We start from the raw sequence: 22,569 nt of genomic DNA, 5'->3' as shown, positions 1-22,569 counted from the left end.
GCGTTCGGCGTGGTAAAAAGCTTTTTGACAGCATCACATTTCAACAGGTTAGAATCGCTGGCACGCAGACTGCATGGTCAGTTTGTGCCCGCCTTTAGCTTTCTGGAGTACTGCCTTTGAATGCGACGACCATCAACAGCCTGTTCTTGATCGGCGCGTTGCTGGTAGGTGCGAGCATTCTGGTGAGCTCACTTTCGTCGCGCCTCGGCATCCCGATTCTGGTGATCATCCTGGCGGTCGGCATGGCCGCCGGCGTCGACGGCGGCGGCATTATCTTCGATAACTACCCAACGGCTTATCTGGTCGGCAACCTCGCGTTGGCGGTGATTCTGCTCGACGGTGGTTTGCGCACACGGGTGTCCAGTTTCCGCGTGGCGTTATGGCCGGCGCTGTCGCTGGCCACGGTCGGGGTGTTGATCACCACCGGGCTGACCGGCATGGCCGCCGCCTGGCTGTTCAACCTGAACATGATCCAGGGCTTGCTGATTGGCGCCATCGTCGGTTCCACCGATGCCGCGGCGGTGTTCTCGCTGCTGGGTGGCAAAGGCCTGAACGAACGGGTGACCGCCAGCCTCGAGATCGAATCCGGCAGCAACGATCCGATGGCGGTGTTCCTCACCGTGACCCTGATCGACATGCTCGCCAGCGGCCAGACCGGCCTCCATTGGAGCCTGCTCACCCACCTGGTGCGCGAGTTCGGCATCGGCGCCATCATCGGTCTCGGCGGCGGCTGGGTGATGCTGCAATTGGTCAACCGCATCAATCTGGCCACCGGCCTTTATCCAATCCTGGTGATTGCCGGCGGTCTGCTGGTATTCGCCCTGACCAACGCCCTGCACGGCAGCGGCTTCCTCGCGGTGTACCTGTGCGGCCTGGTCATCGGCAACCGCCCGGTGCGCAGTCGCCACGGTATTTTGCACATGCTCGACGGCATGGCCTGGCTGGCGCAGATCGGGATGTTCCTGGTGCTGGGGCTGCTGGTCACGCCGCACGACTTGCTGCCGATTGCGCTGCCGGCACTGGGCCTGGCCCTGTGGATGATTCTGTTTGCCCGGCCGCTGTCGGTGGTGGTCGGCCTGCTGCCGTTCAAGGCGTTCCATGGCCGGGAAAAGGTGTTTATTTCCTGGGTCGGACTGCGCGGCGCGGTCCCGATCATTCTGGCGGTGTTCCCACTGATGGCCGGCCTGCCCAACGCCCAGCTGTACTTCAACCTCGCCTTCTTTATCGTGCTGGTGTCGCTGCTGGTTCAGGGCACGAGCCTGCCGTGGGTCGCCAAATTGCTCAAGGTGACCGTTCCCCCGGAGCCGGCGCCGATCTCCCGTGCGGCGCTGGAGGTGCACGTCACCAGCGAGTGGGAACTGTTCGTTTATCGCCTCGGCGCTGAAAAATGGTGCATCGGCTCGCCCCTTCGCGAGCTGAAAATGCCCGAAGGCACGCGCATCGCGGCACTGTTTCGTGGCCAGCAACTGCTCCATCCGTCGGGTAGTACCGTGCTCGAAGTCGGCGATTTGCTCTGCGTAATCGGCCATGAACACAACCTTTCGGCCCTTGGAAAACTCTTCAGCCAGGCGCCGCAACGCGGCCTCGATCTGCGCTTCTTCGGTGACTTCGTACTCGAAGGAGACGCCCAGCTGGCCGCGGTTGCGGCGCTGTACGGGTTGAAAGTCGAAGGTATCGATCCAGACATGACCCTGGCCCACTTCATCGCCCACAAAGTCGGCGGTGCTCCCGTGGTCGGTGACCAGGTGGAGTGGAACAACACCATCTGGACTGTCGCGGTCATGGAAGGGAACAAGATCGGCAAAGTGGGCGTCAGATTCCCCGAAGGAAGTCGCCCCGGCCCGGGCTTGTTCCTCTAAACTCCATTCTTCGTCTCGTTTTCGATCGGTCTCTATGTCAACCCTGCGCACCTTTTTCGTCACGGCCCTGCTGGGCTTGAGCCTCTCCATCGGTACATTGCAAGCGGCCGAACCGCCGTCCAGCGAAGCCGTGCAGGCGAGCCTGGACAAGATCGCCGAACGCAAACTGCCGGAAGCCGATCAAAAAGCCCTGCAGAGCATCCTGCAAAGCACGCTGACACAGCTCAGTAACCAGCGTGATTACGAGCAGAAGCTGGTGGCGCTCAAACAGCAGCTGGCCACCGCGCCCAAGCAGAACATCGAGAATCAGCGCGAACTGACCCGCCTCAAGGCCACCAATGTGGTGCCGGTCGCGCAACGCTATTCCAAAGAGTCGATTCAGCAGCTGGAACAGATGCTGACCGAGCGCTCGACCCAGCAAAGCGATCTGCAAAAAGCCCTGGCCGAGGCCAACAGCCTGGTCATCACCGCCCAGACCCGCCCGGAGCGCGCCCAGGCGGAAATTTCCGCCAGCCAGACGCGCATCCAGCAGATCAATAACATCCTCAAGGCCGGCAAGGACGCCGGCAAGACCCTGACCCCGGAGCAACGCGACCAACTCAATGCCGAGCTCGCGGCCCTGAATGCGCTGATCCCGCTGCGTCGCCAGGAACTGGCCGGCAACAGCCAGTTGCAGGACCTGGGCAACAGCCAGCATGACTTGCTCTCGGAGAAATCCGATCGTCTGGACAAGGAAATCCAGGAGCTGCAGAACCTGATCAACCAGAAGCGCCTGGCCCAATCCCAGGAGACGGTGACGCAGCAGTCCATCGAAGCCCAGAAGTCCGGCGGCAGCGCGCTGCTGGCCACTGAGAGCGCGGCCAACCTGAAGCTCTCGGACTACCTGCTCAAAAGCACTGACCGCCTCAACGAAGTCACCCAGCAAAACCTGCAGACCAAGCAGCAACTGGACAACGTGACCCAGAGCGATTCGGCCCTGGACGAGCAAATCAACGTGCTCAAGGGCAGCCTGCTGCTCTCCAAGATCCTCTACAAACAGAAACAGGCGCTGCCGCGTCTCAAGCTCGACCGCGACCTCGCCGACCAGATCGCCGACATTCGCCTGTATCAGTTCGAAGTCAGCCAGCAGCGGGAACTGCTCAGCAACCCGGCGACTTACGTCGACAACCTGCTGTCGACCCAAGCGCCGGAACAGGTCACCCCACAGCTGCGCAAAAGCCTGCTGGAACTGGCCAACACGCGCGCCGACCTGCTGGAGCGCTTGAACCGCGAACTGAGTGCGGTGCTCAACGAATCGATCACCCTGCAACTCAATCAGAAACAACTGCTCAGCACCGCGCAAAGCCTGCGGGCGACCCTCGACGAGCAAATGTTCTGGATTCCCAGCAATAAGCCGCTGGACCTGGAATGGATGCACGCCGTGCCGGAGCGCCTGCAACGTCAGGTCACCACCCTGCCATGGGCTTCAAGCCTCAGCGAGCTGTATGACGGCCTGACCCAGCGACCGTTGCTGTTCCTGCCGCTGGCGCTGCTGATCGGCGCCCTGTTGTGGCGACGCAAGAGTCTGTATGCGCGCTTGAACAAGGTTCACCAGGACATCGGCCACTTCAAGCGTGACAGCCAGTGGCATACGCCTCAGGCGATCCTGATCAATATCCTGCTGGCCATGCCGGTGTCGCTGGGCCTGGCCCTGTGTGGCCTGGCGTTGCAGATCGACGCTCGCGGACAAAACGCCAACATGGGCGCGGCGCTGCTGCAAATGGCTCAGGCCTGGCTGGTGTTCTACACCGCCTACCGGATCCTCGCGCCGGGCGGCGTGGCCGAATTGCACTTCCGCTGGGAAAAACCCCAGGTCGAATTCCTTCAAGGCTGGGTCCGCCGGCTCGGCCTGGTGGTGATGGCGCTGGTGGCGGTCGTGGCAGTCGCTGAACTGCAACCCGCGGCGCTGGCCGATGACGTGCTTGGCATGCCGGTGGTGCTGACCTGCTATGCCTTGATGGCCTGGCTGCTCAGCCGCCTGCTGATCAGCAGCCCGACTCATCAGAACGCGTCGCTGTTTCGCAAGGCCGTAGGGATCTTGTTCACTGTGCTGCCGGTCGCGTTGTTCGTGGCGGTGTGCTTCGGCTACTACTACACCGCGCTGAAACTCAGCGACCGGTTGATCAACACCCTGTACCTGCTGATGTTCTGGCTGGTGATCGAAGCGACCTTCGTACGCGGCCTCAGCGTTGCCGCGCGACGCCTGGCCTACCAGCGCGCCCTGGCCAAACGCCAGGCTGCGAAAGAGGCCGGCGATGGCGAGGCGGTGATCGAAGAGCCGACCCTGGACATCGAAAAGGTCAACGAACAGTCCCTGCGCCTGATCCGCCTGGCCCTGCTCGGCGGGTTCATGGCCGCGTTGTACTGGGTCTGGTCGGACCTGATCTCGGTGTTCTCGTACCTGGACAACATCACCCTCTACGAATACACCAGCGGCACCGGCGCCAACATGAGCATGGTGCCGATCAGCATCGGCGACATGCTCGGCGCGCTGATCATCATCGGCATCACCTTCGCCCTCGCGCGCAACTTGCCGGGTCTGCTGGAAGTGTTGGTGTTGTCGAAACTGAACCTGGCGCAAGGCAGCGCCTATGCCACCACCACGTTGCTGTCCTACGTGATCGCCGGTGTCGGTTTCGTCTCGACCCTGTCGACGCTCGGTGTGAGCTGGGACAAGTTGCAATGGCTGGTCGCGGCGCTATCGGTAGGCCTCGGGTTCGGGATGCAGGAGATCTTTGCGAACTTCATCTCCGGGATCATGATTCTGTTCGAACGCCCGGTGCGCATCGGCGACACCATCACCATCGGCAACCTGTCGGGCACGGTGAGCAAGATCCGCATCCGCGCCACGACCATTACCGACTTCGACCGCAAGGACATCATTGTCCCGAACAAGACGTTCATCACCGGGCAACTGATCAACTGGTCCCTGACGGACACCATCACCCGAGTGACCCTCAAACTCGGCGTCGATTACGGTTCGGACCTGGATCTGGTGAAAGAGCTGCTGCTGAAGGCTGCCCGGGAGAATCCGCGCGTCCTGAAGGACCCGGAACCGCATGTGTACTTCCTGAATTTCGGCGAAAGCACCCTCGACCACGAGTTGCGCATGCATGTGCGTGACCTCGGTGACCGCAACCCGGTGCTCGACGAGGTCAACCGCTTCATCAATCGCGAGTTCAAGAAGCATCACATCAACATCTCGTTCCGGCAGATGGAGGTTTACCTCAAGAACATCCAGGGCCAGGAATACAAAATGGTGCCCATCGATCCGGAAGCTAAAACCATCGTGCCCAAGGTCGATGGCCAAGCGGCTCAAGAGCCGCCCGCCGCCAAGCTCGACTAACCGGCTTATCCCTAGCAGAATGCTCGGACATTCTGCTGGAGATGGCCGTTGAAAGCCCTCGACGAACTGACCTTCGATAATCGCTTCGCCCGCCTCGGCGATACGTTTTCCGCCCATGTGCTGCCCGAGCCCATCGACAACCCGCGCCTGGTGGTGGCCAGCCCCGCCGCCATGGCGCTGCTGGACCTCGACCCGGCCGTGGCCGACACCCCGGAGTTTGCCGAGCTGTTCAGCGGCCATAAGCTCTGGGCCGACGCCGTCCCGAGGGCGATGGTCTATTCCGGTCATCAGTTCGGTTCCTACAACCCACAGCTGGGCGATGGCCGCGGCCTGTTGCTGGGCGAGGTCTACAACGAGGCCGGCGAGCATTGGGACCTGCACCTCAAGGGCGCCGGCCAGACGCCCTTTTCGCGCATGGGCGATGGTCGGGCGGTGTTGCGCTCTTCGATCCGCGAGTTTCTTGCCTCCGAAGCGCTGTATGCCTTGAACATCCCGACCACTCGGGCCCTGTGCGTGATCGGCTCCGACACCCCGGTGTGGCGCGAGAAACAGGAGCGCGCGGCAATGGTCCTGCGCATGGCGCCGAGCCATGTACGCTTCGGCCATTTCGAATATTTCTACTACACCAAACGCCCCGAGAAGCAGAAAGAACTCGGTGAGCACGTGCTGGCCATGCACTTTCCTGAATGCCTGGAACAACCGGAACCGTACCTGGCGATGTTCCGTGAAATCGTCGAGCGCAATGCCGGGCTGATCGCCAAGTGGCAGGCCTATGGCTTCTGCCACGGCGTGATGAACACCGACAACATGTCGATCCTCGGCATCACCTTCGACTACGGCCCGTTCGCCTTCCTCGATGACTTCGACGCTAACTTCATCTGCAACCACTCCGACGACCAGGGTCGCTACTCCTTCAGCAACCAGGTGCCCATCGGCCAGTGGAACCTCAGCGCCCTGGCCCAGGCCCTGACTCCGTTCATCAGCGTCGAGGCCCTGCGTGAAACCCTCGGCCTGTACTTCCCGCTGTACCAGGCCCATTACCTCGACCTGATGCGCCGCCGCCTCGGCCTCACTACCGCCGAAGACGACGACCAGAAACTGCTGGAACACCTGCTGCAACTGATGCAAAACAGCGGCGTCGACTACAGCCTGTTCTTCCGCCGCCTGGGGGATGAATCACCTGAACTGGCGGTCGCCCGCCTGCGCGATGACTTCGTCGATATCAAGAGCTTCGATGCCTGGGGCGAGCTCTACGTCGCCCGGGTTGCGCGTGATGGCAAGGTTGACCAAGAGCAGCGCCGCAAACGGATGCACGCGGTCAATCCGCTGTACATCCTGCGCAATTACCTGGCGCAGAAAGCTATCGATGCGGCAGAGAGCGGCGACTATTCAGAAGTTCGCCGACTGCATGCGGTGTTGAGCAATCCGTTCGAGGAACAAGCGGGAATGGAAAGCTACGCCGAGCGGCCGCCGGAGTGGGGCAAGCATTTGGAGATCAGTTGTTCGTCGTGAGCCCGACCAGCGGACTTGCCGCGTGCAGTCGTTTCTCAACCTGGATATGTCGTGGCGTTCTGCACGATTGAAAAAGTGCGCAGATGTCTCCACATAGAAGTCATCTGCGTCTTTTAGGAACCGAGCGAATGACCGACCCACTCCTCATCCCCTGCCCCCACTGCAACGGCCTCAACCGCATCCCCGCCGAGCGCCTCAACGACCATCCAAAATGCGGCCGCTGCAAGGCCGAGGTTCTGCTGAGCAAGCCCTTCGAACTGAAGCAAGGCGATTACGCCAGTCAGATCAAGGGTGATCTGCCGCTGCTGGTGGACGTGTGGGCGGAGTGGTGCGGGCCGTGCAAGTCGTTTGCGCCGGTGTTCGAGCAGGCGGCGGGGCAACTGGCGGGTAAATGTCGGCTGGCCAAGCTGGACAGCGAGGCGAACCAGCAGTTGTCGGCGCAGCTGGGGATTCGTTCGATTCCGAGTTTGATTCTGTTCAAGAACGGCCGGGAAGTGGCGCGTCAGAGCGGAGCTTTCCCATTACCGCAGTTGATGAGCTGGCTGCGCAGCCAAGGGATTTAGCGACACCGCGATCAAATGTGGGAGCAAGCCCGCTCCCACATTTTATTTTCAGGCGTTCTCGAGCAGGTTGTGCAGGTCGACGAATTGCTGGGTCAGCTTGTGCCGCGGATCGAGGTGGATCAGCGGCATGTTGGCCTGGTGAGATTCACGCATCCGCACCGAGCTGCCCAGGTACACCGGCAGCACCGGCAGGCCTTCGGCGATCAGCTCGTCGAGGATTTGCTGGGGCAGGCTGGCACGGGCCTGGAACTGGTTGACGACGATGCCTTCAACTTCCAACCCTTCGTTATGGTCGTCCTTCAATTCTGCGATTTCCGCCAGCAGGCCGTACAGCGCCTGACGCGAGAAGCTGTCGCAATCGAAGGGGATCAGCACACGATCAGCGGCAATCAAGGCCGACACCGCGTAGAAGTTCAGCGCTGGCGGCGTATCGAGGTAGATCCGGTCGTAGTCGCCGTCCAGTTCCTCGAGCAATTTGCGCAGCTTGTTGATCTTGTGTTTCGCCTCAAGCTTGGGCTGCAAGTCGGCCAACTCCGCCGTGGCGGTGATCACATGGAGGTTATCAAACGGGGTTTCGTAGATATCAACCTGGTTTTTCTTCGCGAAAGGCCCGGAAGACAAGGTCTGCTTGAAAAAGTCGGCGATGCCCATGGGAATGTCATTCCCGGTGAGCCCCGTCAGGTACTGAGTGGAGTTGGCCTGGGCATCGAGATCCACCAACAAGGTGCGATAACCCTCACTGGCGCTAACCGCCGCCAGATTGCAGGCAATGCTGGATTTGCCTACGCCACCTTTCTGATTGAACACCACGCGCCGCATGTCAAAAACCTCCGTGTATCAAAGAATGACCGAGTGTAGTAGTCCACGGCGCTGCTTAGCTACCTCGCTGGCATTGGGACTACACAGTCAGTTGTCATCTCCTGGTGAAAAAGCCGCGAACTCGTCCATGGATCACCGAAAGTGCCGACAGACAGGCCGGTGCTGATGTGGATAATGGCCATTCGACAGTTTTTCGCGAACCAACCGGTACATTTGATTGAGCAAAATGTAACCTGCATTTGCTACACGTCCGCCGCACCGGGATAATGCGCGCCACTCGGCGTTAACCGCCACGTAAGGTCTGTCGCTGTTTTTGTGACTCACCGCGTCAAGAAAGCCCCGCAGGGGCGGGATGAATGTCTGTGATCAACTTCAACATCGCCCAATGGCGCGCGTGGGCCCCTGGGCTCGAAAGCGTGGACGACTGGCAAGCCTGGAGCCGACAACCGGTCGTGCTGGCGAGCAGCGATGCCGCTCCCGACGTATCGTTTCTGCCGGCCATGCAGCGCCGGCGCCTCAGTCGCCTGGCACGGATGGCATTCAGCGTTGGCTGGCCATTGGCCGATGGTCGCCAGGATCTACCGTTGGTCTTTATTTCCCGGCATGGCGAAACCCCGCGCACCTTCGACATTCTCAGTGATCTGGCGGCCGAAGAACCGTTGTCGCCGACTCAATTCAGCTTGTCGGTACACAACGCGATCATCGGGCTGTGGTCGATCATGCGTGGCGAAACCAGCGAAATGACCGCCCTCGCCGCGGCTGGCGACGGACTTGAAAACGGCATGCTAGAGGCGGCGGCTTTACTTTCCGAAGGCGCGCCCGCGGTATTGCTGGTGGTCACTGAAGAGCAACCGCCAGAGGCTTACTCGACGTGGATCGACGACGTGCCGTTTCCTTACGCGGTTGGCCTGCTGATCACTCCGGGAAACGACTGGCAGCTGTCCCTGAACAGCGCCTCGGATGAGTTGTCCAAAGCCCACTGGCCCCATGCCCTGAACCTATTGCGTACCCTGCTGGGCCAGCAGACAACCTGCCAACATGCCTGGAAAAATCGTGTATGGACCTGGCAACGCAACCCGTAACTGAAAAGAACCGCGACGCCTATTACTGGCGCCTGCTGGCCACCGCCGCAAGCTTCACCCTCTTCGGGTTGGGCGGGCTGTGCCTGCGCCTCGTGGTTTTTCCGCTGCTGAACTGCCTGCCCGGCGACGCCCTGACTCATCGGCAGCGAGCCCGGCAGACCGTCGCTCGGCTGTTCTGGTTTTTTGTGCGGTTCATGGCGCGCACCGGCGTGCTGACCTACGACATTCAAGGCGCGGAAAAGCTCGGGCGCCCGGGACAGATGATCATCGCCAATCACCCGTCGCTGATCGACGTGGTATTCCTGATCGGCCTGGTGCGCCACGCCAACTGCGTGGTGAAAAAAAGCCTCTGGGAAAACCCGTTCACTCGCGGTCCGCTACGCTGCACCGACTACATCAGCAATGACGGCAGCATGGACATGCTCGACGCCGCGGCCGATGCGCTGAAAAGTGGCCAGACCCTGATCATCTTTCCCGAGGGCACGCGCACCGATCCCGGCAAAGCGCCGGCCTTTCATCGGGGTGCTGCGGCGATTGCTCTGCGCGGTGCGAAAATCCTCACCCCGGTGATCATCAAGGTCAACCCGACCACGTTGACCAAGGCCGAACCCTGGTATCGCATCCCGAAACGCCGCGTTCACTTCATTTTCCGTGTCGGGGCCGATATAGACCCACAGGCTTTCGCCGCGTATGGCCCTGCGCCTCAAGCCTCGCGCAAGCTCAACGATTACTTGCACACCTACTTTATTAAGGAGCTCGCCGAAGATGAGCGATCTGCACACTAATAGCCTCGAGCAGGAAATCAAAGAACTGATCATCGAAGCCCTGGGACTCGAAGACATCAGCGCACAAGACATCGGCGACGACCAGACCCTGTTCGGCGAAGGCCTGGGCCTGGATTCGGTTGACGCCCTGGAGCTCGGTCTGGCGATTCAGAAAAAGTACGGTATCAAAATCGACGCCGACGCCAAGGACACCCGTAATCACTTCAGCAACGTGGCGAGCCTTGCGGCGTTCGTCACTGCAAAACAGGCAGCTTGAGACCGGACCATGCAAACTCGTGACGACATTTTCAACACCCTGCGCGATGCTCTGGTCGAACTCTTCGAGCTGGACCCCGAGCGCGTAAGCCTCGAATCCAACCTGTATCAGGACCTGGAAATCGACAGCATCGACGCGGTCGACCTGATCGACCACATCAAACGCCAGACCGGCAAGAAAATCGCCGCCGAAGAATTCAAATCGGTGCGTACCGTCAGCGACGTGGTCGAGGCGGTCTACCGTCTGGTTGAACCGACCGCATGAGTCGACTGATCGGCCTCGGCCTGCTGCTGGCGGGCCTGCTGTACCCCTTTGCGGTGTATTTCGGCATGGAGCATTTCGCCCCGTGGCAGTTCGGTCTGCTACTGGGCAGCCTGTGGCTGGCCCGGGCACTGCTCGGTGCCCGCAAGCCTGGCAGCCTGTGGATGGCGATCACCGCGATTGCTTTCTGCCTGATGCTGGCGCTGTTCGACAGCCCGTTATTGCTGCGCTGGTACCCGGTGCTGATCAGCGCCTTCATGCTCGGGCTGTTCGGCCTGAGCCTGAAATACGGGCCGCCGATGGTCGAACGCCTGGCGCGTTTGCGTGAACCGCAACTGCCGGCCAAGGCGATTGTTTATACCCGCCAGGTGACGATCGCCTGGAGTGTGTTTTTCCTCTGCAACGGTTTGCTCGCCGCCGCCCTGACCCTCTGGGCCCCGCTGAGTTGGTGGATGTTGTACACCGGCCTGATTTCCTACGGATTGATGGGCCTGCTGTTCGCCATTGAATGGCTGATACGACAACGGGTACGAGGTCACCCATGAATTGGAAAAAACTTGAGCACCTGTTGCTCAAGGCCCAGCCGGAACGCGCCGTGACGGTCGAACCGGCGCTGAATCACGCACAGCTGTGCGAACAGGTGTTACGCCTGGCTGCCGGCCTGCAAGCCCAGGGTGTGCAGCTCATTGCCGTGCACCTTGAGGACGCCGCCGACCTGGCGATTGCCTTGCTCGGTGCCTGGCGCGCAGGCGTCAGCGTGCTGCTGCCTGCCGACCTGCAACCGCAGACTCGCCAGCGCTGGTCGACCGAAGTCGATCTGTGGCTGACCGATCAGGCCGATGACGCGCACCTGAGCGATTATCAACACCCGCCACTGGCCGCTGCCGCACTGGACCTCGATCACTGTTCGCTGAGCCTGTGCACCTCCGGCTCCAGTGGCGAGCCCAAGCGCATCGAGAAAACCCTGCGCCAACTGGCCAATGAAGTCCAAGCGCTGGAGCAACTGTGGGGCGCCGATCTGGGCCCGGCTTGCATCATTGGCAGTGTCGCCACCCAACACATCTACGGCCTGCTGTTTCGCGTGCTGTGGCCGCTGTGCGCCGGGCGTTCGTTTGTACGCAAGCAACTGGCCTTCCCGGAAGACTTGCAGCGCGCCAGCCGCGAACACCCGGCCTTCGCCTGGGTCGCCAGCCCGGCGCTGCTCAAGCGCATGGGCGACAACCTCGACTGGCCGGCGCTGAGCGCCGTGCGGCGGGTGTTTTCTTCGGGCGGCGCACTGCCGGCCGAAGCAGCACAAAGCCTGCAGCAACGCCTGCAACAATGGCCGACGGAAATCCTCGGCAGCTCGGAAACCGGCGGCATCGCCTGGCGCCAGGGCCACGAACTCTGGCAGCCGTTTGCGGGTGTCGAGTTGAGCCAGGACAGCGACGGCGCACTGCTCATCGCATCACCGTACTTGCCCGCGGGCCACCTCGAACACACCGCCGATGCCGCACGCATCGCCGCCGACGGCCGCTTCGAATTGCTCGGACGGCTGGACCGAATCGTCAAACTGGAAGAAAAACGTATCTCGCTGCCGATGCTGGAAAAGGCCTTGATGGACCACGACTGGGTCGGCGAAGCGCGCCTTGGCGTGGTTCAGGAAAACCGTGCCTCGTTAGGCGCGCTGCTGGTGCTGAGTGAACAGGGTCTGCATGCCTTGCGCAATCAGGGTCGACGCACCCTCACCCAAGAGTTGCGTCAGCACCTGAGCCAGCATTGCGAAGCCCTGGCCCTGCCACGCCGCTGGCGTTTGCTGCGGCAACTGCCGCTGAACGCTCAGGGCAAACTGCCTCAGGCCGATGTGGAAGCTTTGTTGTTGGCGCCGCGCCCGAAGGCACCGGAAGTGCTGGAGCAGGTCGAAACCGATGGCGAGTGGAGCCTGCAATTGGCGGTGCCGCCGGACCTCGCGTACTTCAGCGGTCACTTCCCGCAAACGCCGGTGCTGCCGGGTGTGGTGCAGGTGGAATGGGCACTGAATCTGGGCCAGCAATTGATGGACTTGCCGGCGCATTTCGCCGGGATGGAAGTGCTGAAATTCCAGCAACTGGTGCGTCCGGGGGATGAAGTTCAGCTGCATTTGCGCTTCGATCCGGTGCGCAGCAAATTGTATTTCGCTTATCGCAATGAGACGGCTACCTGCTCAAGTGGGCGGATTTTGCTGAAGGATGCGGGCGATGCATAAGTTTGGTGAGTGCTGCGCACTCAATCGCGAGCAGGCTCGCTCCCACATTGGATGTGTGATCGACGCAGCCCCCCTGTGGGAGCGAGCCTGCTCGCGATGGGATCAATGCGGTCTCTCAGGTGTAAGCGAGCATGCATAACCCCTGCGCCGTGGTCCCGGTCTACAACCACGAAACCGCGATCACCACCGTGGTCGACGCGCTGATCGCCAGCCACTTGCCGTGCATCCTGGTCGACGATGCCAGCGATCAAGCCTGCGCAAAAGTGCTCGATCAACTGGCGCTGCGCGACCGGGTTTACCTGATCCGACTCGCCGCCAACCAAGGCAAGGGCGGCGCGGTGATGGCCGGCATGCGCGAAGCCGCGCGGCTGGGTTTCACTCACGTGTTGCAGGTGGACGCCGACGGTCAGCACGACCTGCAAGACATTCCGACCTTCATCGAGCAATCACGCGCCCATCCCGACGCACTAATCTGCGGCTATCCGCAATACGACGCCAGTGTGCCGAAAGGTCGCTTGTACGCCCGTTACCTGACGCACGTGATGGTCTGGATCAACACGCTGTCGTTGCAGATTCGCGACTCCATGTGCGGCTTCCGCCTCTACCCATTGCCGCCGACCCTGGCGCTGATCGACTCGGCGAAGATCGGCAAGCGCATGGACTTCGATTCCGACATTCTCGTGCGACTGGCCTGGCGCAATCAGCCGATGCTGTGGCTGCCCACCCACGTCCATTACCCGCTGGACGGCGTCTCGCACTTTCGTATGTTCCACGACAATGTGCTGATTTCGAGCATGCACACCCGGCTGTTCTTCGGCATGTTGCTGCGGGCCCCGGTGATCCTCTGGCGACGGTGGCGAGCATGAGCAGCAACGCCGATAAACAACACTGGGCCGACCGCCAGGAACGCGGAAGTTTCTGGCTGATGAAGCTCACCGCGTTCGGCGCCAAAGTACTGGGCCGACGAGTGTTGAGCCCGCTGCTGTACGGCATCGTTTTGTACTTTTTCCTGTTCGGTCGCAGCGCCCGCCGCAGCGCCTGGCAATACCAGCAACGGCTCGCCGACTGGAACGGTCGCAGCGATTTGCGCCCGAGCCATTGGCGAGTGTTCGGCCAGTTCATGGCGTTCGCCGACTCGATGCTCGACAAGCTCGACGTGTGGAACGGCAAGCTGAGTATCGAGCAGATTGAAATCATCGACCCGGCATTGCTGCGCAATCAACTGCGCGGCACTCGCGGGCAGATGCTGGTGGGCGCGCACCTGGGCAATCTTGAGGTCTGCCGCGCGCTGGCGGAGATTGGCGAGAAAGTCACGATGAACGTGCTGGTGCACACCAAGCACGCCGAACAGTTCAATCGCTTGCTCGGCGAAGCCGGGGCGACCAACTTGCGGCTGATTCAGGTCAGCGAGCTGGACCCGCTGATCATGCTGCAACTGCATGAACGCCTGGAGCGCGGCGAGTGGCTGGCGATTGCCGGCGACCGCGTACCGCTGCACGGCGGACGCAGCGTGACCGTGGATTTCCTCGGCCACCCCGCCGCGTTCCCGCAAGGGCCTTGGCTGCTGGCCGGTTTGCTCAAATGCCCGATCAACCTGATGCTGTGCCTGAAAAAACCAACGGGCGACTATCGACTGACCCTCGAACCGTTCGCCGAGGCTGTCGTATGGAAACGCAGCGACCGCGAGCAGGTCATTCATCAGTGGGCGACCCGCTACGCCGAACGCTTGGGCCACTATTGCCTTGAAGCGCCTCAACAATGGTTCAACTTTTACCCTTTCTGGAAGACCGATGACGACGCCAACGCTTGAGCCGGTAACCTTCGGCGAACTCCCTTTGCGCATCGAAGACGTGCTGGCCCTGGCCAACCGTCAGGTGCCGACGCAGTTGCAAGGCGACCCCGAGTTTCGCCGGCGCATCGCCAAGGGTCCGCAGTTCCTGGACTCGCTGCTGGACAAGGAAGGCGTGATCTATGGCGTGACCACCGGTTACGGCGACTCGTGCGTGGTCGCGGTGCCGTTGCACCACGTCGAGGCCCTGCCCCGTCATCTGTACACGTTCCACGGCTGCGGCCTGGGCAAGTTGCTCGACGCCCAAGCCACGCGTGCGGTGCTGGCGGCGCGTTTACAGTCGCTGTGCCAGGGCGTGTCCGGGGTTCGCGTGGAACTGCTCGAACGCCTGCAAGCGTTCCTTGAGCACGACATCCTGCCGCTGATCCCGGAAGAAGGTTCGGTGGGCGCCAGCGGTGATCTGACGCCGTTGTCCTATGTCGCCGCGACCCTGTCCGGCGAGCGCGAAGTGCTGTTCCGTGGTGAACGCCGACAAGCCGCCGACGTGCACCGCGAACTCGGTTGGGCGCCACTGGTCCTGCGTCCGAAAGAAGCCCTGGCGCTGATGAACGGCACCGCCGTGATGACCGGCATCGCCTGCCTGGCCTACGCCCGCGCCGATTACCTGCTGCAACTGGCCACGCGCATCACGGCGCTGAACGTGGTCGCGTTGCAAGGCAACCCGGAACACTTCGACGAACGCCTGTTCGCCACCAAACCTCATCCAGGGCAGATGCAAGTCGCCGCGTGGCTGCGCAAGGACCTGGCGATCGACGCGCCAACCGCGCCACTGCATCGCCTGCAAGATCGCTATTCCCTGCGTTGTGCGCCCCACGTCCTCGGCGTATTGGCCGACAGCCTGAACTGGCTGCGCTCGTTCATCGAGATCGAACTCAACAGCGCCAACGACAACCCGATCATCGACGCCGAAGCCGAACGCGTGCTGCACGGCGGGCACTTCTACGGCGGCCACATCGCGTTCGCCATGGACAGCCTGAAAACCCTGGTGGCCAACGTCGCGGACTTGCTCGACCGGCAACTCGCGTTGCTGGTGGATGAGCGCTACAACCATGGCCTGCCGAGCAATTTGTCCGGCGCCACGGCTGATCGCGCGATGCTCAACCACGGCTTCAAAGCCGTGCAGATCGGCACCAGCGCCTGGACCGCCGAAGCGCTGAAAAACACCATGCCGGCCAGCGTCTTCTCGCGTTCCACCGAGTGCCATAACCAGGACAAGGTCAGCATGGGCACCATCGCCGCCCGCGATGCGATCCGCGTGCTGGAGCTGACCGAGCAGGTCGCCGCCGCCACGCTGCTGGCCGCCAATCAAGGCGTGTGGCTGCGCAGCCAGGTTGAGGACGCGAGGCCGTTGCCGCCATCGCTGGCTGCCATGCACGAAGAACTGGCCAAGGACTTCCCGCCGGTGATCGAAGACCGTGCGCTGGAAGGCGAATTGCGCCTGTGCCTGCAACGCATCACCGAGCAACACTGGAGGCTGCATGCGTAGCAAGGGAGTGCTTCACACCGATACGGAAATCCTCGTGCCGTTCTTTGACGTCGACACCATGAACGTGGTCTGGCACGGCCATTACGTCAAATACCTGGAAGTCGCTCGCTGCGCGCTGCTGGACAAGATCGGCCACAATTACAGCGCCATGGTCGAGTCGGGCTATGCGTGGCCGGTGATCGACCTGCAATTGCGTTACGTGCGCGGCGCGGTGTTCGGCCAGAAGTTGAACGTGCGCGCCAATCTGGTGGAGTGGGAGAACCGTCTGAAGATCAACTACCTGATCAGCGACCTGGATACCGGCGAGCGCTTGACCCGCGCCAGCTCCGTGCAAGTCGCCGTCGACATGAGCAACCGCGAAATGCAATTGGCCTCGCCCAAGGTCTTCACCGACGCCGTTGAAAGGATGCTCGCATGAACCCTTTCTTCAAATGCCTTGGTGCCTTAGCGTTGCTTGGATTGTCCTCGTTTGCATACGCGTTCGATCTGCAACAACTCAGCAACCAACTGGCCAAACCCGATGTGATCCACGGCAACTTCATCCAGGAAAAACACCTGCGTGCCTTGCCCCAGCCGCTGACCAGCAAGGGCACTTTTGTCCTGGCGAAAAACCATGGCTTGCTCTGGCTGTTGAAAACCCCGCTGCAACAGGATTACCGCATCAGCGCCAAGGGCATTGCCCGGCGTGACGCCAGCGGTTGGCAAATGCTCCCGAACAAGAGCGCCGGCGCCGAGCAGAACCGTTTGTTCCTCGCGGTGCTGCAAGGTGACAGCAGCGGGCTGCAACGGGATTTCGAGCTGTCCCTGAGCGGCGACGCACAGCACTGGAAACTAACGCTGATCCCGCGCTCAATGTTGCTCAAGCAGGTGTTCAATCAGATCAACATCACCGGCGGTGAACTGGTGCACAGCATCGAACTGCTGGAAACCCAGGGCGACAGCACGCTCTTGCGCATGCAAGACACTACCAGCGCCCAACCGTTGAGCGACGCGGAGCAACATGACTTTGCCGAGTGAACGCAGGCTCCCGCAGCTCTTCCTGATCCTGCTGCTGGCGGTGCTCGCGCTCGCCGGTTGGCAATGGCGTGACGGCGCGCCGCTGTCGGCCAACCTGATGGAACTGGTACCGGGCACCGCGCCGGACGCGCTGGAACTGCGCGCCGAACAACGCATGCAAGAACCGCTGAACCGCGAAATGCTGGTGCTGGTCGGCCACAAGGATCGTACGCAAGCCATCGCCATGGCGCAGAAACTGGGCGAGCAGTGGCAGGCCAGCGGCCTGTTCGAAAAGGTCCAGTGGAACCTGCAAGCCGACCTCCCCGCACTGCGCATGCAATTGCTCCAAGGCCGACTGGCGATGCTCTCGGCAGAGGACCGGCAGCAACTGATCGAGCATCCCGACGCGTTTATCCAGCAACGGGTGCAGGCGCTGTTCGACCCGTTCACCGGTTTCAGTCTGGTGCCGAGCCAGGACGACTGGCTAGGCCTGACCGGGCGCATCCAGAACAGCCAGCCGCAACACGGCTCGGTGCAACTGGACATCGGCAGCGGCGCGCTGGTCGCCGATGCCGAGGGCAAGAGTTGGGTGCTGTTGCGGGCGCGAACCACCGGCAATGCCTTCGACATGAACCTGCCACTGCAAGTGGCCGATCTGCTCAAACACAGCCGCGAAGAGGCCGCCCAGGGCGACGTACAACTGCTGGCCGCCAGCGGCTTGCTCTACGCGGCAGCCGGTCAACAGCAGGCCACCCGGGAAATGACCTGGGTCGGCGGCGGCGCAACGTTGGGGATTTTGTTACTGCTGTTGCTCGCCTTCCGCCGCTGGCGAGTGTTGCTGGCCTTCGTTCCCGTACTGGTCGGCATGCTCTTCGGCGCGGTGGCTTGCGTGGCGCTGTTCGGTCATATGCACGTGATGACTCTGGTGCTCGGCTCCAGCCTGATCGGCGTCGCCGTCGATTACCCGCTGCATTACCTGTCGAAGAGCTGGAGCCTGAAACCCTGGCACAGTTGGCCAGCCCTGCGCCTGACTCTGCCCGGCCTGACGCTGAGCCTGATCACCAGTTGCATCGGCTACCTGGCACTGGCGTGGACGCCATTTCCGGCGTTGACCCAGATTGCCGTGTTCTCCGCCGCCGGGCTGCTCGGCGCCTACCTGTCCGCCGTGTGCCTGTTGCCGGCGCTGCTCAAGGGCGTGGACCTGCGCCCCGCGCAATGGCCGCTGCGAGTGTCCGAGTACTTGTTGGGGTTGCGTGAGTCGCTACTGAAATACGCCCGCACGCCGGTGTTGCTGGCGCTACTGATCGCCTTTTGTGTCGGTGGTTTGTTGCAGCTCGAGAGCAAAAACGATATTCGCCAATGGGTCGGCGCACCGCAGCAATTGACCGACGAAGCCCAGACCATTGCGCGCATCACCGGTTATCAACCCACCAGCCAGTTCTTCCTGGTGCGCGCGGCCAATCAGCAAGCATTGCTCGAGCGCCAGACCGCGCTGAGCGAGCGGCTCGATCAGTTGGTCAATCTGGAAAAACTCCAGGGTTATCTGTCGCTCAATCAACTGGTCAGCCAACCGAGCGAACAGCGGCAAGTGCGCGAGGCGCTGACCCGGCTGCCGCAGTTCTGGCAGCCACTGCTCGACGTCGGCGTGCCGGTCGAGGCGCTGAATACCGAGTTGGCGAAGTTGCAGGCACTGCCCACCGAAGACATCGACGCCGCGCTGGCCGGGCCGTTGGCCGAACCCTATCGCGCGCTGTGGCTGGGCCCGACCGATGACGGCGTGGCGGCGATGGTCAGCCTGCAGGGCTTGAACAATCCTTCCTTGCTGCGGGTCCAGGCGCTGGACTTACCGGGTGTGGAATTGGTCGATCGACTGGGCGAGTTGAACTCGGTTTTTGCCGCGACCCAGATCAGCGCCGCCGAATTGAAACTCGCGTCCTGTGTGTTGATCGTGCTGGTGTTGATCTTGCCGTTCGGCTTCGGCGGCGCGCTGCGAATCGTCTCCCTGCCGCTGTTGGCGGCGCTGTGCAGCCTGGCCAGTCTCGGCTGGCTCGGGCAGCCGCTGACGCTGTTCAGCCTGTTCGGCCTGCTGCTGGTGACGGCCATCAGCGTCGATTACGCGATCCTCATGCGCGAGCAGGTCGGCGGCGCCGCCGTGAGCCTGCTGGGCACCTTGCTGGCGGCGGTGACCACCTGGCTGTCGTTCGGTTTGCTGGCGGTGTCGAGCACGCCGGCGGTGAGCAACTTCGGTCTGTCGGTGAGCCTGGGCCTGGCGTTCAGCTTCCTGCTGGCGCCGTGGGCCGGACGACAAGCCCATGTGGTCCCGGTCGCGGAGTCGGCAGCATGATGGTCGTGCTGTTTTGGGCGATGGCCCTGGCACTGTTCGCGGTGGCGACCCGCGTCGGTCGTCATTTCGGCGTGATTCCGATCGTCAGCCAGTTACTGCTGGCAACCTTCGGCCTGCCGCTGTTGATGTACTTCTGGATAGAGCCAGGCTGGCAACTCAGCGGTGCCGAACTGATCTCGCCGGGGTGGCTGAAAAACCTCTACAGCCTGAGCTTTGCCTTGTTGCTGGGGCATATTCTGAGTGACGTGATCGACCTGCGACTCGACCGTCAGAGTTTGAAAATCGCCCTGCCAAGTTTTTGCGTTCCGTTTGCCTGCGGGTTGGCGACGGCGGTGTGGTTACTGCCTGCGCAAGCGTGGATCAGCTCGCTGGCCGTCGGTTTAGTGTTCGCCATCACCGCGATTCCGGTGTTGTATTTGTATTTGCGCCACATCAACTACCCGCCCACCGCGACCCGGCGACTGGTGCAGACCGCCATCCTCATCGACCTGACGTGCTGGACGCTGTTCGGCTTTGCCCAAGGCAGCCTGCACGCCAGCAGCCTCCTGCTGCCGCTGGCCGGCGCCTGCCTGCCGTTGCTGCTGCGCCTGTGCGGCTTGCGCCAACCGTTGTTGCACAGCTGTTGCTTCTTCGCGCTGCTGGTGGTGGCGGAACACTTCAAGCTCAATGCACTGATTTTCGGCATCGGTTATCTGTTGTGCATGGCTGCGCTCAAGGTGCCGCTGGTGCTGCCGTTGCCGGTGATCTGGATGAGTCATTTACAAACCTACATCGCGATCCCGCTGATCATCACCTTCGGCATCGTGCAGATCGACGTCCACAGCGCCATGGCCAGCCTCGGCTGGGTGCAATTGAGCGCACTGCTGCTGTTCCCGATTGCCAGCAAACTGCTGGGCAACTGGATCGGCCTCGGCTGGGCCGGCGCCTCGTTTGAAGGTGCCAGTCGTTGGCGGGAAAGTATCCTGCTGAACATTCGTGGCTTGAGTGAGATCGTCTTTCTCAACCTGCTGCTGCAACAACAGCTCATCAGCCCGGCGCTGTACTTTGCGCTGATGGTGATGGGCCTGATCGCGACACTGCTGCCGGCACTCGCCGGCATGCACCGAACCCCCATGAACATCGCCGTCCCGGCAAGGAGCTCACGTGCCAACAGTTGAAATGGAACGTCGCCAGGTAGTGGTGATCGGCGCGGGGCCTTCGGGCGCCATCGCCGCCGCGCTGCTCAAGCGCAAGGGTCACGACGTGCTGATGATCGAACGCCAGCATTTCCCACGGTTTTCCATCGGTGAAAGCCTGCTGTCGCACTGCCTGGATTTCGTCGAGGAAGCGGGCATGCTCGACGCCGTCAACGCCGCCGGATTCCAGCGGAAAAACGGTGCCGCGTTCGCCTGGGGCGAGCAGTACAGCGCCTTTGATTTCGGCGACACCTTCACCCACGGCAAGCCGACCACGTTCCAGGTCCAGCGCGCCGATTTCGACAAGCTGCTGGCCGACCAGGCCGCGCTGCAAGGCGTCGAGATCCGCTACGGCGAAGCCATCGTCAGCGTCGATTTCACCCTGCCGAAACCTCAGCTGGATGTGCTTCGCGAAGACGGCAGCCAGTACCGCGTCGAAGCCGGGTTCGTGCTCGATGCCAGCGGCTATGGGCGTGTGCTGCCGCGTTTGCTCGACCTCGAAGCGCCGTCGAATTTCCCGGTGCGCCAAGCCGTGTTCACCCACGTCGAGGACCACATCGACAGCCCGACCTTCGAGCGCGAAAAAATCCTCATCACCACCCACCCGATCCACCGCGATATCTGGTTCTGGACCATCCCGTTCAGCAACGGTCGTTGCTCGGTGGGCGTGGTCGCGGCCGCCGAACATTTCGAAGGCCGCATGGAGAATCTGGACGAGTGCCTGCGCGGGTTTATTGGCGAAACACCCAGCCTGGCCGGCGTCCTGGAAAATGCCGTGTGGGATACACCGGCGCGGACCATCGGCGGGTATTCGGCCAACGTCAAAAGCCTCCACGGCCCGGGTTTTGCGCTGCTGGGCAACGCCGCGGAATTCCTTGATCCGGTGTTTTCCTCCGGCGTGACCATCGCCATGCGCTCGGCCAGCATGGCCGCCGGGGTGCTGCACCGTCAGCTGCAAGGCGAAAGCGTTGACTGGCAAACCGAGTTCGCCGAACCGCTCAAACGCGGCGTCGACACCTTCCGTTGCTACGTCGAAGGCTGGTACGCCGGGACCTTCCAGGATGTGATCTACCATCCGGACAGCTCGCCGGACATCCGCCGCATGATTTGCTCGATCCTCGCCGGTTATGCCTGGGATGAGCGCAACCCGTTCGTCGCCGAACCCAAGCGCCGACTGCGGATGCTCTCGGAACTGTGTGCCAGGGACGCCACATGAGTTACCTGAGCGACAACTACGTTGAAGAAACCCGTTTCGGTTTCTGGTTCCTGCGTAGCCACACCTGGCAGCATCACGTATTGCGGGTAGCGATCAACGATTTGCGCAGCCTGTTCAGCGAAATGCCGCCGAACAACCCGGTGCTGCTGGACGCTGGTTGTGGCCAGGGCAAGTCGTTCCAGTATTTGCGCCAGACCTTTGCGCCCCAGCGCCTGATCGGTCTGGACGCCGACCCGCACAGCCTCGACCTGAGCGGCGAAGAAGCCTTCCGCCAGGGTTTCGAGGTGGAACTGATCGGCAGCGACTGTGCGAGCATCAACGTGCCGGACGCCAGCGTCGATCTGCTGTTCTGTCACCAGACCTTTCATCATCTGGTGGAGCAGGAACGGGCCCTGGCCGAGTTCTATCGCGTACTCAAGCCGGGCGGCTATTTGCTGTTCGCCGAATCCACCGAGGCTTACATTGATACCTGGGTGATTCGCTGGTTGTTCCGCCATCCGATGCACGTGCAAAAGAGCGCCGCCGGCTACCTGGAGATGATTCGTCGCCAGGGTTTTGAATTCGGCCCGCAAAATGTGTCTTATCCGTACTTGTGGTGGAGTCGTGCCAAGGATTTCGGCCTGTTGGAACGCGTTGGTCTGCGTCGGCCAAAACCTTTTGGGCAACGGGAAGAAACGTTGGTCAATGTGGTCGCGCGCAAGCCCCTGGAAGGTGTTGAGTGAGTGGCTCGGATTGCTTTACCTGTGGGAGCGGGCTT

20 protein-coding genes are annotated in these 22,569 nt (G+C 61.9%); 19 read left to right on the top strand and 1 reads right to left on the bottom strand.

Features of this window, described 5'->3' with window-relative positions; all coding sequences use genetic code 11:
* Positions 1–116: 116 nt before the first annotated feature.
* From ACA057_RS02140 to trxC, 4 genes are all read left to right on the top strand, one after another.
* Positions 117–1,859 carry a potassium/proton antiporter gene (locus tag ACA057_RS02140; RefSeq protein ID WP_497345590.1) on the top strand — a complete coding sequence of 581 codons (1,743 nt, stop codon included), beginning with the start codon at positions 117–119 and terminating at the stop codon, positions 1,857–1,859.
* 34 nt (positions 1,860–1,893) lie between these two features.
* Positions 1,894–5,244, top strand: coding sequence for a mechanosensitive channel MscK (gene mscK / locus ACA057_RS02135; RefSeq protein ID WP_497345588.1), 3,351 nt, complete (start codon positions 1,894–1,896; stop codon positions 5,242–5,244).
* Between the two features lie 48 nt (positions 5,245–5,292).
* Positions 5,293–6,756 (top strand): protein adenylyltransferase SelO, encoded by a 1,464-nt coding sequence (selO, locus tag ACA057_RS02130; RefSeq protein WP_497345586.1) that lies wholly within the window; start codon positions 5,293–5,295, stop codon positions 6,754–6,756.
* Between the two features lie 128 nt (positions 6,757–6,884).
* On the top strand, positions 6,885–7,319 hold the full coding sequence (gene trxC, locus ACA057_RS02125; RefSeq protein WP_429531271.1) for a thioredoxin TrxC: 435 nt from the start codon (positions 6,885–6,887) through the stop codon (positions 7,317–7,319).
* Between the two features lie 48 nt (positions 7,320–7,367).
* On the opposite strand, the gene ACA057_RS02120 is transcribed toward trxC, so the two are convergent.
* A complete protein-coding gene (locus ACA057_RS02120) occupies positions 7,368–8,138 on the bottom strand; it encodes a ParA family protein (RefSeq protein WP_401359577.1) in 771 nt (256 codons plus the stop codon).
* 356 nt (positions 8,139–8,494) lie between these two features.
* Here ACA057_RS02120 and ACA057_RS02115 point away from each other — a divergent pair, with 356 nt between their 5' ends.
* The 15 genes from ACA057_RS02115 (at position 8,495) to ACA057_RS02045 (ending at position 22,534) form a co-directional block, all read left to right on the top strand.
* On the top strand, positions 8,495–9,220 hold the full coding sequence (locus ACA057_RS02115) for a beta-ketoacyl synthase chain length factor (RefSeq protein ID WP_497345583.1): 726 nt from the start codon (positions 8,495–8,497) through the stop codon (positions 9,218–9,220).
* Positions 9,196–10,005: a lysophospholipid acyltransferase family protein gene (locus ACA057_RS02110; RefSeq protein WP_497345581.1), complete on the top strand. Its 810-nt coding sequence runs from the start codon at positions 9,196–9,198 to the stop codon at positions 10,003–10,005. Before ACA057_RS02115 ends, ACA057_RS02110 begins: the two co-directional genes overlap by 25 nt.
* Positions 9,986–10,261 carry a phosphopantetheine-binding protein gene (locus ACA057_RS02105; protein ID WP_497345579.1) on the top strand — a complete coding sequence of 92 codons (276 nt, stop codon included), beginning with the start codon at positions 9,986–9,988 and terminating at the stop codon, positions 10,259–10,261. The genes ACA057_RS02110 and ACA057_RS02105 overlap by 20 nt, the downstream gene beginning before the upstream one ends.
* A 9-nt stretch (positions 10,262–10,270) precedes the next feature.
* On the top strand, positions 10,271–10,525 hold the full coding sequence (locus ACA057_RS02100) for an acyl carrier protein (RefSeq protein ID WP_497345577.1): 255 nt from the start codon (positions 10,271–10,273) through the stop codon (positions 10,523–10,525).
* The gene (locus ACA057_RS02095) at positions 10,522–11,067 is read left to right on the top strand and encodes a COG4648 family protein (RefSeq protein ID WP_497345575.1); all 546 of its coding nucleotides are present in this window, start codon (positions 10,522–10,524) and stop codon (positions 11,065–11,067) included. The genes ACA057_RS02100 and ACA057_RS02095 overlap by 4 nt, the downstream gene beginning before the upstream one ends.
* Entirely contained in the window at positions 11,064–12,746 is a 1,683-nt protein-coding gene (locus tag ACA057_RS02090) for an ApeI family dehydratase (RefSeq protein ID WP_497345573.1), read from the top strand. Before ACA057_RS02095 ends, ACA057_RS02090 begins: the two co-directional genes overlap by 4 nt.
* A gap of 131 nt (positions 12,747–12,877) precedes the next feature.
* On the top strand, positions 12,878–13,612 hold the full coding sequence (locus ACA057_RS02085) for a glycosyltransferase family 2 protein (protein WP_497345571.1): 735 nt from the start codon (positions 12,878–12,880) through the stop codon (positions 13,610–13,612).
* On the top strand, positions 13,609–14,556 hold the full coding sequence (locus ACA057_RS02080; RefSeq protein WP_497345569.1) for a lysophospholipid acyltransferase family protein: 948 nt from the start codon (positions 13,609–13,611) through the stop codon (positions 14,554–14,556). The genes ACA057_RS02085 and ACA057_RS02080 overlap by 4 nt, the downstream gene beginning before the upstream one ends.
* Positions 14,537–16,081, top strand: coding sequence for an HAL/PAL/TAL family ammonia-lyase (locus tag ACA057_RS02075; RefSeq protein WP_497345567.1), 1,545 nt, complete (start codon positions 14,537–14,539; stop codon positions 16,079–16,081). Before ACA057_RS02080 ends, ACA057_RS02075 begins: the two co-directional genes overlap by 20 nt.
* Complete coding sequence (locus ACA057_RS02070; RefSeq protein ID WP_497345565.1) at positions 16,074–16,499, top strand: acyl-CoA thioesterase; 426 nt, start codon at positions 16,074–16,076, stop codon at positions 16,497–16,499. Before ACA057_RS02075 ends, ACA057_RS02070 begins: the two co-directional genes overlap by 8 nt.
* Positions 16,496–17,098: an outer membrane lipoprotein carrier protein LolA gene (locus ACA057_RS02065; protein WP_497345563.1), complete on the top strand. Its 603-nt coding sequence runs from the start codon at positions 16,496–16,498 to the stop codon at positions 17,096–17,098. Before ACA057_RS02070 ends, ACA057_RS02065 begins: the two co-directional genes overlap by 4 nt.
* Positions 17,082–19,421: an MMPL family transporter gene (locus ACA057_RS02060; protein ID WP_497345561.1), complete on the top strand. Its 2,340-nt coding sequence runs from the start codon at positions 17,082–17,084 to the stop codon at positions 19,419–19,421. The genes ACA057_RS02065 and ACA057_RS02060 overlap by 17 nt, the downstream gene beginning before the upstream one ends.
* Positions 19,418–20,578, top strand: a complete 1,161-nt coding sequence (locus ACA057_RS02055; protein ID WP_497345559.1) for a cation:proton antiporter — start codon at positions 19,418–19,420, stop codon at positions 20,576–20,578. Before ACA057_RS02060 ends, ACA057_RS02055 begins: the two co-directional genes overlap by 4 nt.
* Positions 20,565–21,812: an NAD(P)/FAD-dependent oxidoreductase gene (locus ACA057_RS02050; protein WP_497345557.1), complete on the top strand. Its 1,248-nt coding sequence runs from the start codon at positions 20,565–20,567 to the stop codon at positions 21,810–21,812. Before ACA057_RS02055 ends, ACA057_RS02050 begins: the two co-directional genes overlap by 14 nt.
* Entirely contained in the window at positions 21,809–22,534 is a 726-nt protein-coding gene (locus ACA057_RS02045; RefSeq protein ID WP_497345555.1) for a class I SAM-dependent methyltransferase, read from the top strand. The genes ACA057_RS02050 and ACA057_RS02045 overlap by 4 nt, the downstream gene beginning before the upstream one ends.
* The last annotated feature ends 35 nt before the right edge of the window (positions 22,535–22,569 follow it).

Source organism: Pseudomonas sp. LBUM1661 (assembly GCF_059695925.1).
This window is presented reverse-complemented; position numbering and strand designations above follow the sequence as displayed.

Excerpts from the sequence above, each read along its gene's own strand:
- mscK (WP_497345588.1), top strand. The coding sequence starts at position 1,894 with ATGTCAACCCTGCGCACCTTTTTCGTCACGGCCCTGCTGGGCTTGAGC.
- trxC (WP_429531271.1), top strand. The coding sequence starts at position 6,885 with ATGACCGACCCACTCCTCATCCCCTGCCCCCACTGCAACGGCCTCAAC.
- ACA057_RS02120 (WP_401359577.1), bottom strand. The coding sequence starts at position 8,138 with ATGCGGCGCGTGGTGTTCAATCAGAAAGGTGGCGTAGGCAAATCCAGC.
- ACA057_RS02115 (WP_497345583.1), top strand. The coding sequence starts at position 8,495 with ATGTCTGTGATCAACTTCAACATCGCCCAATGGCGCGCGTGGGCCCCT.
- ACA057_RS02110 (WP_497345581.1), top strand. The coding sequence starts at position 9,196 with ATGGACCTGGCAACGCAACCCGTAACTGAAAAGAACCGCGACGCCTAT.
- ACA057_RS02105 (WP_497345579.1), top strand. The coding sequence starts at position 9,986 with ATGAGCGATCTGCACACTAATAGCCTCGAGCAGGAAATCAAAGAACTG.
- ACA057_RS02100 (WP_497345577.1), top strand. The coding sequence starts at position 10,271 with ATGCAAACTCGTGACGACATTTTCAACACCCTGCGCGATGCTCTGGTC.
- ACA057_RS02095 (WP_497345575.1), top strand. The coding sequence starts at position 10,522 with ATGAGTCGACTGATCGGCCTCGGCCTGCTGCTGGCGGGCCTGCTGTAC.
- ACA057_RS02090 (WP_497345573.1), top strand. The coding sequence starts at position 11,064 with ATGAATTGGAAAAAACTTGAGCACCTGTTGCTCAAGGCCCAGCCGGAA.
- ACA057_RS02085 (WP_497345571.1), top strand. The coding sequence starts at position 12,878 with ATGCATAACCCCTGCGCCGTGGTCCCGGTCTACAACCACGAAACCGCG.
- ACA057_RS02080 (WP_497345569.1), top strand. The coding sequence starts at position 13,609 with ATGAGCAGCAACGCCGATAAACAACACTGGGCCGACCGCCAGGAACGC.
- ACA057_RS02075 (WP_497345567.1), top strand. The coding sequence starts at position 14,537 with ATGACGACGCCAACGCTTGAGCCGGTAACCTTCGGCGAACTCCCTTTG.
- ACA057_RS02070 (WP_497345565.1), top strand. The coding sequence starts at position 16,074 with ATGCGTAGCAAGGGAGTGCTTCACACCGATACGGAAATCCTCGTGCCG.
- ACA057_RS02065 (WP_497345563.1), top strand. The coding sequence starts at position 16,496 with ATGAACCCTTTCTTCAAATGCCTTGGTGCCTTAGCGTTGCTTGGATTG.
- ACA057_RS02060 (WP_497345561.1), top strand. The coding sequence starts at position 17,082 with ATGACTTTGCCGAGTGAACGCAGGCTCCCGCAGCTCTTCCTGATCCTG.
- ACA057_RS02055 (WP_497345559.1), top strand. The coding sequence starts at position 19,418 with ATGATGGTCGTGCTGTTTTGGGCGATGGCCCTGGCACTGTTCGCGGTG.
- ACA057_RS02045 (WP_497345555.1), top strand. The coding sequence starts at position 21,809 with ATGAGTTACCTGAGCGACAACTACGTTGAAGAAACCCGTTTCGGTTTC.